Source organism: Blautia sp. AF19-13LB, from assembly GCF_003479105.1.
Classification (GTDB): domain Bacteria; phylum Bacillota; class Clostridia; order Lachnospirales; family Lachnospiraceae; genus Fusicatenibacter; species Fusicatenibacter saccharivorans.
Genome location: NZ_QUGO01000010.1, coordinates 154879 through 167493, shown reverse-complemented (window position 1 = coordinate 167493; position 12615 = coordinate 154879). Strand labels below are relative to the sequence as shown.

Below are 12615 nucleotides of genomic sequence, written 5' to 3'. Positions count from 1 at the left end.
ATGGCTGCCGCCCTTACCCTGCCAATGGGCGTTGCCCCTTGACCCCAGCAGTGCGCTGCCGCCCCTGCACCCCGCCACAAAGGGCTGGCCGCCCTCTGTACTTCCGCACCGGCGAAGCTGGCTTCCACCGCAGGAACGGTGTTTGCCAGTTTCACCGGCTCCGTATCCACACATTTGCGCCCATAGGCGGGGAGTGGATACGGAATACGCCTGCGGGGATTGCCGGTCAAAACATCGGGTGCAGACCCGTCATTTTTCCCGTAAACACCCCGATTTTAGGCGATTTTTTCTTCCGTTACCACCACCTGAAAGCCATGCTCCTTTGCGTACTCCCTTGCGGCGGCTTTCCGTTCTTCGCTGTACGGAGGCACCAGCCGGATCGACAGCCGGGACTTGTCCAGCACATAGGTCACGCTGCCCTCCGGCGTGCTGCGCTCCAACCGGCACAACAGTGGGTACTTCCGGCTGAAATCAGCCAGCCTGCGCTTCAAGCTGGCGTTGAAGGTGTAGACGCTGGCAAGGTTCTCCGCCTCGTTCCAGTTGATGATGGTTTCTTTCTCATACTTAGACAGCTTCTTCATACAGATCCTCCTCATAATCGGTGTAAGATTTCAGCACACGCAGGTTGCGCTTGAGACGGCGGTACTCGTCCATCTCCATGCGCAGATGGTGATAAAAATCCTCGTACCAGCTTTCGTTCATCTCCGTCTCCACCTTCCGGGCCAGCCCCAGCATCCGGCGTTTGGCCTCCGGGTCAACCGTCAGAGCCGTCAGCCATTTCAGCCGTGTCACCGTATTGTGGTGGCTGAGACAGCCGTAAGCGTAGAGAATCTTCTTTTCTTTCATACTCAGTGTCATAATGATTTCCTCCATTTCTTTGCTGCGGAGCCATGCGCCCCGCATGATAAACTTGTTTCCTGTCCGCCGGTCTGCCTGCAAGCCGCTCCTGCCCGGAATTTCTCCCGGCGTATCGGCCTCTTTGGTGTGCTCGATTTCTGTCCTGGCGTCACTTCCCCGGAGGCCATACCCCTTGCAGCCGGTCATTCGATTTTCAAGGTTCTGTGCCTGTCTGCAAGAACCAGTTTACCGAAAAAAGAGGCCCTTTCCCGTATATCCAAAACGTCGGAAAAACGCTCGAAATCCGCATATTTCCACGCTTATGGAATCGTGCTATAATGGGTGTAATCACTGAAAAAGATAACGAGAGAGGGGCTTTGGATGTACGCAAAGCTGACAATCCCGGAGCGGCTCAAAGACCTGCGGGTGGTGGACAAGCACCTGACGCTGGAACAACTGGCGGAGCAGACCGGCCTGTCTAAATCCGCGCTGGGAAAATACGAAACCGATGACTACAAGGACATCAGCCCGTTTGCGATTGCAACGCTGGCGGACTTTTACGGCGTGTCCACCGACTATCTGATGGGGCTGACGGAAAATAAAAATCACCCAAACACAGAACTTCAATCTCTGCATCTGAGTGATGATATGGTGGAACTTTTGAGCAGCGGCAAAATCAACAACCGGCTTCTCTGCGAACTGGCTGCCCACCCGAATTTCCGGCGGCTGATGATAGATATGGAAATCTGCATCGACCAGATCGCCAATATGCGGGTGGAGCAGATGAATCTGGTGTTGGAGGCCACCCGGCAGACCGTCATGAGCAAGTATGCGCCCGGAGAAGATGACCTCTATATGCGGACGCTGGAACTGGGGCAGGTGCAGGAAAGCGATTTTTACAGCCATGTCATGCACGATGATCTGGACAGCATCGTCCGGGACATCCGGGAAGCACACCGCAAGGACAAGACCACCGCCGACCCGCAGCCCACGCTGGATGACGTCAAGGAAAAGTTTGAACAGGCGCTCGAACAGGGCAGCCAAGAGGAAGTGGTAATCCACGAATTTTGCGACAGAATGCAGATACCCTTCGAGAAGATTTCCTCAGAGGACTTCTCTGCATTTTTGCGGATACTGAGCCTGTCCAAAATGCTCAAAAATCCCAACAACATGAGAGGAAAGGCCAAGCCGCAGCCGTACTATGCGCCCAAGCGGAAGAAACGCAGATAACAGGAAAGCCGCCCAATCTGTACCGTTGGACGGCTTTCGACCCGTTTGTGGGCGGAATAAAATATGTGGTTATACATCCGTTAGCTGACCGTTTTCATCAGCTTTTTCATAAACTTCCAGAGACGGATGCCATCTTTGAGGCCCAGCCGGTAAAAGAAGCACTCGCTTTCTGCACCAGAATCGAAAATAGAATCACAGTAGTGTCTTACAGCGTCCTTCTGTTCCTCAGACAATGCGCTGATTGCTTTTTCATACTCGTTTTCCAAGCGAAGGCAATCCTCTTTTTTCTCCGTGCCGGTTTCTGCCTCCCGCCACTTAGCAAACTGGCTCTGCATCCGCTCCTGAATCATCAAATCAACCAATTTTTCTATATCTGTACCCATAAGCGCCCCTCCTTATGCTGGGCGGATATAATTCCGGTATGTTTCCAGGACGGAATCTGACACACCGCTTTTATATACTTTGCGGATGTCGGAGATTTCCTCTTGCTTCAGCAGTTTCAGCCATTTCAGCAGCTCAGCCCTGCCGTTGGCAAAGTTACAATAACGCCCATCGGCGTATTCGATACGGTATCTCATAGACAGGCACCTCCTTAAACAAAAATCATCTCAGAGAGGATGATTTCCTCTGCTCGGCTGCGAATGCTGTTCATGCCCCCGACCCACGCAAGCTGGTCACGGGCTTTCAGTTCCTCGGTGACACCCTCCGCCTCCTGCATCTGCGAGACGATACACGCCAGCCGGTCAGCGGCCTGTTCGTTCAGGTCAGCAAGATATGTCCAGAGTTTTCCCGACAGAAGCAGGGCATTGTACTGGCCGGGCCGGTGTTCTTGCAGAAACGCTTTGTGCATCCGGCCCCACCGCCCAATGGGGCGGCTTTCCTCCGGTAGCTCCAGATCGGGGATGTAGTAGTCTCCCACCAGCGTGTAGCTGATTCCGTTTTGATGGATTTTCTTTGGTAAATGCTCCATGTTCGACCTCCTGTATTCAGTTATTTCAGAATCCAGTTGATCGTGTCCCTGTTCATGATAAATTCAAGGCAACTGAACTCTTCACGAACAAGTATGGCATATCCTTTCCCAATTTCTGATAGTTCAGCCCATGCGAAAGCTCCCGCCCTCTGGTTTCGGAAGTGTTGAAGCTGTCGATTGTTTCCTTGCCTAAAATTTCCGATATTTCTTTGAGCGTCGTTTTCTCCTTGCCGCCCAAGAAAAGCGTGGTGTCGCAGTTGCCGACTATGGTATCGGCGTTGTCCTTGTAAATGGCTTTTAGCTGTGACTGGCTCTGCAAGATGATTGACGCGGATATTTCCCGGCTCCTTATGGTGGCTATGAGCTTTTCAAACTTCGGTATCTGCCCGATATTCGCAAATTCATCAAGTAAGCACCGTACATGGACGGGAAGCCGCCCGCCGTACACATCATCTGCCTTGTCGCACAAGAGGTTGAATAGCTGTGTGTAGAGGATACTCACGACAAAGTTAAAGGTATCGTCGGTGTCACTGATAATGACGAAAAGGGCGGTCTTTCTGTCGCCTATGGTGTCAAGCTCCATTTCGTCGGTTTCCATAAGCTCGCGCAGCTCCTTAATGTCGAATGGGGCTAACCTCGCGCCGCATGAGATAAGTATGCTTTTTGCTGTCTTGCCCGCCGCAAGTTTGTATTTTTTGTACTGCTTGACCGCGAAATGCTCCGGGTCTTTTTCTTCCAGACGTTCAAACATGAGGTCAACCGGGTTCTGGAAGTCCTCGTCGTCCTCGCGGGCTTCCGACGCATTTATCATTTCAAGCAGCGTCGTGAAGTTCTTTTCCTCGTCCGGGGCTTCGTACCAGATATAGCCGATTAGCGCGGTGTAGTAGAGCTTTTCCGCTTTCACCCAAAAATCCTCGCCGGATTTCTCCCCGTCGCCTTTGGTGTTGGCGATAATGGTATTGACTAACTTCAAAATATCCTTTTCGCTCCGCAGATAGGCAAAGGGATTGTATTTCATGGATTTCTTGAAGTTAATCGTATTCAGCACTTTTATCCGATAGCCGCCCCGCTGTAAGAGCTTCCCGCACTCGATTAAGACGGTGCCTTTCGGGTCTGTGACAACATAGCTGCTGTGCATTTGCATGAGCGACGGTTTGACAAAAAACCTTGTCTTGCCGCTGCCGGAACCGCCGATTACAAGGATATTTTTGTTCCTTGCATACTTTGGCTGCTTCGGGCGGCTGTTCATGGTGAGCCGTTCCGTCTGTGTGAGGGGGATATTGTTCTCAAATACCGGGTCTGTGTACGGCTTTATGTCCTCGGCTGTCCCCCAACGTGCAGAGCCGTATTCCATGCCTTTCCGGTACTTCTTCGCGTTCTTGCCCTTGACGTAGATAATCAGCCGGACAATGACCGCCCCTGCAATGCCGATAAGCAAATCGACGGGGTGAAAACTCGGCGCGATACTGGAAAAGGCGGCGGTAAAACCGTCCCCAAGATGTAGCAGCTTTGCGCTTGCGTCCGCGCCGAGGGAAAGCCGGACAGCCGCGCCCACTTTATCAAAGAGCCAGACAAAGAGCAGATAGGGGAGATTGAGGATAAGCAGCTTCTTGATTTCCGGCTTCATAATTCCCGCCCCCTGTCTTTGTTTTTTACTTTCTCTCGCTGTGCGTTTCTGCCCTGTGCGGCTTCTTTAAGGCTTGTCAGCAGCTTTCGGATAGAGGGCTTCCTGTCCTGTGTCAGCTTCTTTGCGGAAAACTCCTTAAAGGCTGCGGTCAGCACGTCCGCGTCCCGCCCCTTGAAGAAAACAAGATAGCGGGGCGGGCTTTCCGTCGTGTCCTTTTTCAGCGCGAAGTCGATACCGTACTTTTTCGCCGTACTCTCAAAGGCTTTGATATTGTCTTTTGTAATCTCAATGTTGGAAACGCCCGCGTTCTGCTTCATAAGCTGCTTTAAGCTCTGCTTGCCCTGTGGCTGTTTCGTAAGCTGCTTTTTGCCCTTTGACAGAATGGCTTTCATTGCCTTTTGGAGCGTCTGCGCGGTCAGCTTCCCGGTCTTGATGTAAAGGGCTATGGTCTTTTCGTTTACTTCGTCCTGCAATTTCTCGCGTCCTCCTTTCGCGTTTCTTTATGGGGCGGCGGTCAGATACGCACCCGCAGCCCATTCAAATCCTCGGCTCTGATACCCACAAGATACCAGTTGTCGCCATACTCAATCCGGGTAGGCTTCCACTTGCCCCGCACGAACACGTCAAAGCACTCCCCGCAATGCAGCCCGCCATAGTAAGTATTGAGGTCAAAGCGAATGTCGTAACGGTCAGTGCGCTCGTCAAATACCAATGCTCCTGTTCTCTGTGCCATAATAAAATCCTCCTTTTGTTGTTTACAGGCTTTCGCCCGGTTTGAATGAATAGGGGTCGTGCGGCTCCTGTGGCGCAAGTGCGCCGCTTGCCATGTCATGGGCGACAAGGGAAGTGTAATAGTTGCCGATTGTGGACGGGGCATTGAAAAGGGCTGCTTTCAGATATTGCTTGATGTTGCGGATTTTGGTTGTGTTCTCCCGCATACAGTCAAGCACAAAGCGGATATGCTCGCCGTCCAGTTTCATAAACTTTGACTTCACAAGCTCTGCCGGGTAGTCGTCCCCCGCAATCCGCACCCGCTTTCTGGCGGTGCATACCGTTTCAAGCATGAGGTCTACAATCTCGTCAAGCCTGTCCCCGTCAAATTTCATGTCCTGTTTGAGAATGTCGTAGTCGATATTGTCCTTGATGATTTCCCGGTATATCTCTACTGCGCTCTGTGCTGCCGCTTCCGTTCCTTTCCGTTCCGGCGGCGTAGCCGCTCCCCCGCAAGGTGAGGGGTTAGGGGAAAGGATAGGAATGGAATGGGTACTTGATAAATCCGTATTTGATTTTTCTTTTTTTGGTAAGTCAGTTCTTTGTATATCTTTATTTAATTGCGTTGGATTTTCCAACGTAGGTTTTTCCAATGTTGGTTTTCCCTGTGTTGGATTATCCAATGTTGGATTTTCCAATGTAGGTAAATCCGGCGTAGGCGGCTGCGGCTGCTCGAATATCACATAGTCCGCGCCCCGCAAGCGTCCTTTCTCGTCGCGCTCCCTTGAACGGACGATATACCCGGCGCGTTCAAGCTCCCGTATGGCTTCGCGGATAGCGTCTATCTTCTCCCGGTTGATAAGGGATAAGCCTTTCAAGGTGTAGTCCCAATCTTCGGGGAGTGACAGCATTTGCGACAACAGCCCCTTTGCCTTTAGAGAAAGCTCCTTGTTGCGTAGGTGGTGGTTGCTCATTACGGTGTAGCCCTTGTTTCGTTCCACCCGGAAAACTGCCATAGTAAATCACTCCTTTTGCTGTGGATTTGTTACGCAGTAGAAGCGCGGTTTCGGGGGATAAGGTATAAATCCCTTGCCGCGTCAGATACGCGCCCGGAAAGCCGCTTGTAGCAAGGCTTTTTCTGCCCCTACTGCGTAACAAAGGGCATGAAAAAAGCGGCGTTCCTGTTCTCCCTGTGTAGAGAGTGGGAAACGCCGCTTTTGCGTCGTATTCAGTTTTTAGTACAATACCCGGCTTGTCCGTCGCTCGAAAAACCTTGATTTTCCAGTGTTTTCAAAAGTATCGTTATCTAACGTCAGCTTTCAATCGTCCCGGTGTGCAGGAGGGCTTTGAGCTTGTCAAGCAGGGGCTTGTAGGCTGCTGGCTGGTCAAAGACCTCAGCCGATTTGGTCGTGACTATCTGACTGTTGGACAATATACGGATATTATCTTTCCGAGCTACGATGTCCGCTTTATCGCCGTAAATGACGGTGTGGACAGCAACCGGGGAGACAGCGAGGGCTTCGCCGCAATCCGTAATCTGTTCAACGAGTGGTATCCCCGTGATACCAGCAAGAAAGTCCGTGTCAGTTTGCGGCAGAGAGGAACCAGTGGGAAGCACATGGGCAAACCGCCCTACGGATACCGCTGTGACCCGGAGGACAAGGATCACTGGATTCTGGATGAAGAAGCGGCTCCGGTAGTCAAGCTCATCTTCGACCTTTGCATTGACGGCAAAGGCCCGGAGCAGATTGCAAGGATTCTGGAAGAAAAGCAGATTCTGACCGCAAAAGCTCTGTATGCCAAGCGAAAGAAAAAGCCGATGCCGGAAAGACCGTACCACTGGAGCAACCAGTCCATTGTAGGGATTTTGGAACGGCAGGAGTACACAGGCTGTACCTGCAACTTCAAGACTTATTCCAAGTCCTACAAGCTGAAAAAGCGGATTCCCAATGAGCCGGAGAATATGTTTTATCTGCCGGACACACAGGAAGCGATTGTATCTCAGGCACAGTTTGACAGGGTGCAGGAACTGAGGAAAAACAAACGCCGCCCCGCAAAAGCGGAACGGCAGGGATTGTTCTCAGGGCTTCTGTTTTGTGCCGATTGCGGCGGCAAGCTCCACTTTGCCACAAGCAAAAGCTTTGAGGGCAAGCAGGATCACTACGTCTGCAACAACTACAAGAGCAACCGTGGTACTTGTACTGCCCACTATATCCGGGAAGATGTGCTTCGTGAAATCGTTCTGGAACGCATCCGGGCAGTCAATGAGTATATCCGAAGCGATGTGGACGGTTTTCAGGAGGAATGGCTGCAATGCCGCAGGACTGACCAGGAGCGCAGCATCCGGGATGACAAAAAGAAGCTGGAACAGGCAAAGAAACGCCTTGCCGATCTGGATGTCATCATCTCCCGGCTGTACGAGGACTATGTTCTTGGAAATCTCAATCAGGACAGATACAGAAAGATGTCTGCGGACTATGAAGCCGAACAGGAACGGTTAAAGCTCGAAATTGAAGTTATCGAAGAATGGGTGGAACAGCGGGAAGAAATGAATGACGGTCTGGATGCCTTTATCGCCCTGACACAGAAATATGTGGATGTGGAGGAACTGACACAGACCATCGTGAACGAGTATATCAAGAAGATCGTTGTCTATGCCCCGGACAAGTCCAGCGGCAAGCGCAAGCAGAAAGTGAAGATTTTTTTCAACTTTGTGGACGATGTGGATATTCCCGTTATTTCCGAGCCTATTGTCACACAAACAACCTATGAACGCAGAAAAACGGCGTGACCTTCGGGTCACACCGTTCTCTGCGACAAAATAGTTACTTGTCACTATTAAGCCTTGATTTTCCGGGCTTTTTGAACCATTTTGATATAGTCTGAGCAGTCGATTATCTCTTGCTGAACTGCGGAGCGCGACGAGCTGCTTTGAGGCCGTACTTCTTACGCTCTTTCATTCTAGGATCACGAGTCAGGAATCCTGCTTTTTTCAGAACTGGTCTGTAGTCGTTATCTACAGTCAGAAGGGCACGTGCAACACCGTGACGGATTGCTCCTGCCTGTCCTGTGTATCCGCCGCCGTGAACGTTTACGATCACGTCAAATTTATCAGCGGTCTCTGTAGCTGCCAGAGGCTGACGAACGATAACTTTCAGGGTCTCCAGACCAAAATACTCATCGATGTCTCTTTTATTGATGGTAACTTTACCAGTTCCCGGTACAAGATATACTCTTGCGATAGATTTTTTTCTTCTTCCGGTTCCGTAATATTTTGCGCTAGCCAATGTTCTTTACCTCCCTATTAAAATGTTAATACTTCTGGTTTCTGAGCTGCATGAGCGTGCTCTGCACCAGCGTATACGTGAAGTTTTGTGAACATCTGTCTTCCAAGAGGTCCTTTTGGAAGCATGCCTTTCACTGCAAGTTCAACAACCTTCTCCGGTTTCTTAGCCATCATCTCACGAAGAGTAGCTTCTTTCATTCCACCAACATAATCGGAGTGGCTGTAATAGATCTTCTGATCCAGTTTTTTACCGGTTACTGCTACTTTATCAGCGTTGATTACGATTACGTAATCACCAGTATCTACGTGTGGAGTGTACTCCGGTTTGTTTTTTCCACGTAATACTTTTGCTACTTCAGATGCCAGACGTCCTAATGTACATCCTTCTGCATCAACAACATACCATTTTCTTTCAATCTTATCTGGATTTGCCATAAAGGTGTTCATGGATATAACCTCCTGTGAAAAATTCAATTTACTGTTTCATGTATATAGGAAACCGCCTTACCGGGGCTTATGGCATCGGCGTTTTCAAACTACGTCACACATTTAGTAATTATATTATACGGATTTTGGAATGTCAACTGTTTTTTACCCATATTTTGCATTTTTTCGCAAACTGCGAGTCCCGTTTTGCGGAAAATACAGACCACTTATGTCTTTACTCGAAATCCCATTCGGGATACCGGATCTGCACCAGGGTCAGCCCCTCCGGCCTTGCCGTTGCTCCCGCCATTTTTCGATCCTTCGCCGCAAGAATTTCTTTTACTTTCTCCGGCGGATAATCACCCTTTCCAACCTCAAGCAGTGTTCCGGTGATAATCCGCACCATATTGTAGAGAAAACCGTTTCCAGTGATCCGGAAGCGGATCAGATCGTCTTCTTTTTCCAAACTCGTTTCATAGATGGTACGGACCGTGTCGGTCACCTCCGGTTTGGCTGTTGCAAAGCTTTTAAAATCATGCATGCCAACCAGATACGATGCTGCCTGCCGCATCGCATCCACATCCAGCGGACCGTACCAGAAATAGGAATTCAGTCTCCGCGTCGGATCTGCAAATGTGCGGTTCAAAATCCTGTATTCATATGTTTTGACTGTTGCGGTAAAACGCGGGTGAAAGTCCGGCGGCACTTCGGATGATCCCTGAATACGGATATCTGCCGGAAGCCGTGTGTTGAGTGCAAATGCGATGCGGTCCGCCGGCATTCTCGCATCCGTATCAAATACCGCAACATTGCCGAGAGCATGTACCCCGGCGTCGGTCCGGCTTGCGCCGATGCAGGCCGTTTTCTTCGCAAAAAGATCGGAAAGAGCCTGGTTTAATACTTCCTGTACTGTAATGCCGTTTGGCTGCACCTGCCATCCACAGTAATTTGTGCCGTCATACGCTACAATCAGCTTAATTCTGCGCATTCTTCTCCTCCGTTTTCGCCAAAATCAGAGTCCACACACGCGAAGGCCAATACTGCACACAAGGTATGCCATAAGGACGCCATACGCCGCATAATCGCGCGTCTGATACCGAAGCGGCTTCATCTGTGTTCTTCCCTCTCCTCCGTGGTAGCAGCGTGCTTCCATTGCCAGCGCCAGATCATTTGCACGGCGGAAGGCTGAAATAAACAGCGGCACCAGAAGCGGCACCATGTTCTTTACTCTCTGGATAATATTTCCGCTCTCAAAATCCGCGCCGCGCGCCATCTGCGCTTTCATAATCTTGTCTGTCTCTTCCAGGAGAATCGGGATAAAACGGAGTGCGATTGACATCATCATGGAAATCTCATGCACCGGCACATGGATTTTTTTCAATGGTCCGAGCAGGCTTTCGAGTGCATCCGTCAGCTGGTTCGGTGTTGTCGTCAGCGTCATCAGCGAAGAGCCGATCATCAGGAAAATCAGACGCACCGACATACGGCATGCCATAGCCACACCCTCACGGGTGATCGTAATTTTCCAGATACGGACGAGCACCTCACCCGGCGTAAATAAGATGTTAAACACCATCGTAATCGCAAGCAGCACAAAAATTGATTTCAGACCCTTCGTGATAAATTTGAACGGTACCTTCGACAGTTTAATCATCACCGCAAGGAATACGGTTCCAAGCAGATAGCCCCAATTGTGGAACAAAAAGAGGGAAACGACATAAACGATCGTTCCTACAAATTTCACACGCGGGTCAAGCCGGTGCAGAATAGAATCTGCCGGGTAATACTGTCCCAGAGTAATATCTCTTAACATACTTCTGCTCCTTTTTTCCCGTTTTTCTTCTGACTTTCCAGTGCCGCAAGAATCGTATCGCGTGCCTCCTCAACCGTCGTCGCCGTTACGTCCACGTCCATGCCGTGTTCCTTTAGCGCATGCATAATATACGTCATCTGCGGCGCCGCAAGACCGATTTTCTCGAGCTCTTTATAGTGAGCGAAGACTTTCTTCGGTGTATCGTCAAACGCCACATGACCGTGGTTCATGACAATAATCCGCTCTACATATTTTGCAATATCCTCCATGCTGTGCGATACGAGCACGACCGAAATGCCGCGCGTCTTATGCAGCAATGCAAGCTGATCGAGGATTTCATCGCGTCCCTTCGGATCAAGGCCTGCAGTCGGCTCGTCAAGCACCAGAAAATCCGGGTTCATGGCAAGCACACCGGCAATCGCAACACGACGTTTCTGACCTCCGGAGAGTTCAAACGGCGATTTTTCATACATTTCCTTTGGAAATCCGACATGATCCAGCGCCTCTTCCGCCCGTTTTCTGCATTCCTCCGGTGAAAGTCCCTGATTTTTCGGTCCGAAGCAGACATCTGTGATCACATCCGTCTCAAAAAGCTGATGCTCCGGGTACTGAAAAACCAGTCCCACATGGCTTCGAAGCTCTCTTAGCGAATATCCTTCTTTCCAGATATCCTCTCCGTTATACAGCACCCGTCCCAATGTCGGGCGGATCAGACCGTTCAAATGCTGCACAAGCGTCGATTTTCCGCTTCCCGTATGGCCGATAATCCCAACAAACTGGCCATTCGGAATTTCAAGATTGATATGCTCCAGGGCGTGCATTTCATATGCCGTTCCCGGGCTGTATGTGTACGTTACATCTTCAAGTTTCAATGACATAATGCATTCACCAGTTCTTCAATGGTCAAAATTCCCTCCGGGAGATCTACACCATTTTTTCTCAATTCATAAGCCAACAGTGTCACTTGGGGTACATCAAGACGGAGTTCTTTTAATTTCTCCACTTCGGAAAAAATCTCCCTTGGCGTCCCCTGCATTACCAGCTTACCGTTGTCCATAACGAACACACGGTCCGCAAAAACAACCTCTTCCATGTAATGCGTAATCAGAATAACCGTAACGCCCTTTTCTTCATTCAGCTTACGCACAGCGCGAAGAACCTCTTTTCGTCCGTTCGGATCCAGCATCGCGGTTGGTTCATCAAGAACAATACATTCCGGCTGCATAGCCATCACTCCTGCAATTGCAACCCTCTGTTTCTGACCTCCCGAGAGCTTATTCGGAGAGTGGGCCCGGTAGGAAATCATCCCGGTCGCCGTAAGGCTCTCCTCCACCCGTTTCCAGATTTCATCGGTCGGGACACCCAGATTTTCCGGTCCAAAGCCGACATCCTCTTCCACCACATTTCCGATGATCTGGTTATCCGGGTTCTGGAATACCATACCGGCTTTCTGGCGGATCTTCCAGACATCCTCCTCATCTGTCGTCTTCATATCGTCCACCCACATGGTGCCTTCTGTAGGCACCAGCAGAGCGTTGATATGTTTCGCAAGCGTTGATTTTCCGCTTCCGTTATGCCCGAGCACCGCGATAAACTGTCCCTTCTGGATTTCCAGACTGACGTCCTCGATCGCTTTTGTTACTTCCGGCTCCTGTCCTTCCTCCTCATAACGGAGGTATTCATACCCAAGGCCTGCCGCACGTATCATACCCATG

General features: G+C 50.4%; 16 protein-coding genes and 1 pseudogene. 2 read left to right on the top strand and 15 right to left on the bottom strand.

Features of this window, described 5'->3' with window-relative positions; genetic code table 11:
- Nucleotides 1-275: 275 nt before the first annotated feature.
- Nucleotides 276-581: a hypothetical protein gene (locus DWX32_RS12295; protein ID WP_055222220.1), complete on the bottom strand. Its 306-nt coding sequence runs from the start codon at nt 579-581 to the stop codon at nt 276-278.
- Nucleotides 565-1044 carry a hypothetical protein gene (locus DWX32_RS20160; protein WP_226906287.1) on the bottom strand — a complete coding sequence of 160 codons (480 nt, stop codon included), beginning with the start codon at nt 1042-1044 and terminating at the stop codon, nt 565-567. Before DWX32_RS20160 ends, DWX32_RS12295 begins: the two co-directional genes overlap by 17 nt.
- Nucleotides 1045-1218: 174 nt before the next feature.
- On the opposite strand from DWX32_RS20160, the gene DWX32_RS12285 reads away from it, so the two are divergent.
- Entirely contained in the window at nt 1219-2067 is an 849-nt protein-coding gene (locus DWX32_RS12285; RefSeq protein WP_055266762.1) for a helix-turn-helix domain-containing protein, read from the top strand.
- Between the two features lie 80 nt (nt 2068-2147).
- Here the strand turns inward: DWX32_RS12285 and DWX32_RS20155 are convergent, their stop codons facing one another.
- The 7 genes and pseudogenes from DWX32_RS20155 to DWX32_RS12250 form a co-directional block, all read right to left on the bottom strand.
- On the bottom strand, nt 2148-2450 hold the full coding sequence (locus DWX32_RS20155) for a hypothetical protein (RefSeq protein ID WP_055219875.1): 303 nt from the start codon (nt 2448-2450) through the stop codon (nt 2148-2150).
- Between the two features lie 12 nt (nt 2451-2462).
- Complete coding sequence (locus DWX32_RS12275) at nt 2463-2645, bottom strand: hypothetical protein (RefSeq protein WP_055219873.1); 183 nt, start codon at nt 2643-2645, stop codon at nt 2463-2465.
- Between the two features lie 14 nt (nt 2646-2659).
- Nucleotides 2660-3037, bottom strand: coding sequence for a TnpV protein (locus tag DWX32_RS12270; RefSeq protein ID WP_055219871.1), 378 nt, complete (start codon nt 3035-3037; stop codon nt 2660-2662).
- A 97-nt stretch (nt 3038-3134) separates the two neighbouring features.
- Nucleotides 3135-4664, bottom strand: a pseudogene (locus DWX32_RS12265) (VirD4-like conjugal transfer protein, CD1115 family); the annotation flags it as partial.
- Nucleotides 4661-5137 (bottom strand): PcfB family protein, encoded by a 477-nt coding sequence (locus tag DWX32_RS12260; protein WP_055158527.1) that lies wholly within the window; start codon nt 5135-5137, stop codon nt 4661-4663. The pseudogene DWX32_RS12265 and the gene DWX32_RS12260, both read right to left, overlap by 4 nt.
- Nucleotides 5138-5178: 41 nt before the next feature.
- Nucleotides 5179-5397: a DUF5348 domain-containing protein gene (locus tag DWX32_RS12255; RefSeq protein ID WP_002590558.1), complete on the bottom strand. Its 219-nt coding sequence runs from the start codon at nt 5395-5397 to the stop codon at nt 5179-5181.
- 22 nt (nt 5398-5419) lie between these two features.
- Nucleotides 5420-6391 (bottom strand): DUF6017 domain-containing protein, encoded by a 972-nt coding sequence (locus DWX32_RS12250; RefSeq protein WP_055158529.1) that lies wholly within the window; start codon nt 6389-6391, stop codon nt 5420-5422.
- 185 nt (nt 6392-6576) lie between these two features.
- On the opposite strand from DWX32_RS12250, the gene DWX32_RS12245 reads away from it, so the two are divergent.
- Nucleotides 6577-8166, top strand: a complete 1590-nt coding sequence (locus DWX32_RS12245) for a recombinase family protein (RefSeq protein ID WP_118660225.1) — start codon at nt 6577-6579, stop codon at nt 8164-8166.
- 103 nt (nt 8167-8269) lie between these two features.
- Here the strand turns inward: DWX32_RS12245 and rpsI are convergent, their stop codons facing one another.
- From rpsI to DWX32_RS12215, 6 genes are all read right to left on the bottom strand, one after another.
- Entirely contained in the window at nt 8270-8662 is a 393-nt protein-coding gene (rpsI, locus tag DWX32_RS12240; protein WP_055219853.1) for a 30S ribosomal protein S9, read from the bottom strand.
- A 17-nt stretch (nt 8663-8679) separates the two neighbouring features.
- A complete protein-coding gene (gene rplM / locus DWX32_RS12235) occupies nt 8680-9108 on the bottom strand; it encodes a 50S ribosomal protein L13 (RefSeq protein WP_055219851.1) in 429 nt (142 codons plus the stop codon).
- 214 nt (nt 9109-9322) lie between these two features.
- Complete coding sequence (gene truA, locus DWX32_RS12230; RefSeq protein ID WP_055265739.1) at nt 9323-10075, bottom strand: tRNA pseudouridine(38-40) synthase TruA; 753 nt, start codon at nt 10073-10075, stop codon at nt 9323-9325.
- Between the two features lie 24 nt (nt 10076-10099).
- On the bottom strand, nt 10100-10900 hold the full coding sequence (locus DWX32_RS12225) for an energy-coupling factor transporter transmembrane component T family protein (protein WP_055265741.1): 801 nt from the start codon (nt 10898-10900) through the stop codon (nt 10100-10102).
- Complete coding sequence (locus DWX32_RS12220) at nt 10894-11778, bottom strand: energy-coupling factor transporter ATPase (protein WP_118660223.1); 885 nt, start codon at nt 11776-11778, stop codon at nt 10894-10896. Before DWX32_RS12220 ends, DWX32_RS12225 begins: the two co-directional genes overlap by 7 nt.
- Nucleotides 11769-12614, bottom strand: a complete 846-nt coding sequence (locus DWX32_RS12215) for an energy-coupling factor transporter ATPase (RefSeq protein WP_055219895.1) — start codon at nt 12612-12614, stop codon at nt 11769-11771. The genes DWX32_RS12220 and DWX32_RS12215 overlap by 10 nt, the downstream gene beginning before the upstream one ends.
- Nucleotide 12615: the final 1 nt, after the last annotated feature.

What these genes read in the sequence shown, in the direction of transcription:
- DWX32_RS12255 (WP_002590558.1), bottom strand. Translation starts at nt 5,397, where the DNA reads ATGGCACAGAGAACAGGAGCATTGGTATTTGACGAGCGCACTGACCGT.
- DWX32_RS12225 (WP_055265741.1), bottom strand. Translation starts at nt 10,900, where the DNA reads ATGTTAAGAGATATTACTCTGGGACAGTATTACCCGGCAGATTCTATT.
- DWX32_RS20160 (WP_226906287.1), bottom strand. Translation starts at nt 1,044, where the DNA reads ATGACCGGCTGCAAGGGGTATGGCCTCCGGGGAAGTGACGCCAGGACA.
- DWX32_RS12220 (WP_118660223.1), bottom strand. Translation starts at nt 11,778, where the DNA reads ATGTCATTGAAACTTGAAGATGTAACGTACACATACAGCCCGGGAACG.
- DWX32_RS12295 (WP_055222220.1), bottom strand. Translation starts at nt 581, where the DNA reads ATGAAGAAGCTGTCTAAGTATGAGAAAGAAACCATCATCAACTGGAAC.
- DWX32_RS12285 (WP_055266762.1), top strand. Translation starts at nt 1,219, where the DNA reads ATGTACGCAAAGCTGACAATCCCGGAGCGGCTCAAAGACCTGCGGGTG.
- DWX32_RS12215 (WP_055219895.1), bottom strand. Translation starts at nt 12,614, where the DNA reads ATGGGTATGATACGTGCGGCAGGCCTTGGGTATGAATACCTCCGTTAT.
- truA (WP_055265739.1), bottom strand. Translation starts at nt 10,075, where the DNA reads ATGCGCAGAATTAAGCTGATTGTAGCGTATGACGGCACAAATTACTGT.
- DWX32_RS12275 (WP_055219873.1), bottom strand. Translation starts at nt 2,645, where the DNA reads ATGAGATACCGTATCGAATACGCCGATGGGCGTTATTGTAACTTTGCC.
- DWX32_RS12270 (WP_055219871.1), bottom strand. Translation starts at nt 3,037, where the DNA reads ATGGAGCATTTACCAAAGAAAATCCATCAAAACGGAATCAGCTACACG.
- DWX32_RS20155 (WP_055219875.1), bottom strand. Translation starts at nt 2,450, where the DNA reads ATGGGTACAGATATAGAAAAATTGGTTGATTTGATGATTCAGGAGCGG.
- rplM (WP_055219851.1), bottom strand. Translation starts at nt 9,108, where the DNA reads ATGAACACCTTTATGGCAAATCCAGATAAGATTGAAAGAAAATGGTAT.
- DWX32_RS12250 (WP_055158529.1), bottom strand. Translation starts at nt 6,391, where the DNA reads ATGGCAGTTTTCCGGGTGGAACGAAACAAGGGCTACACCGTAATGAGC.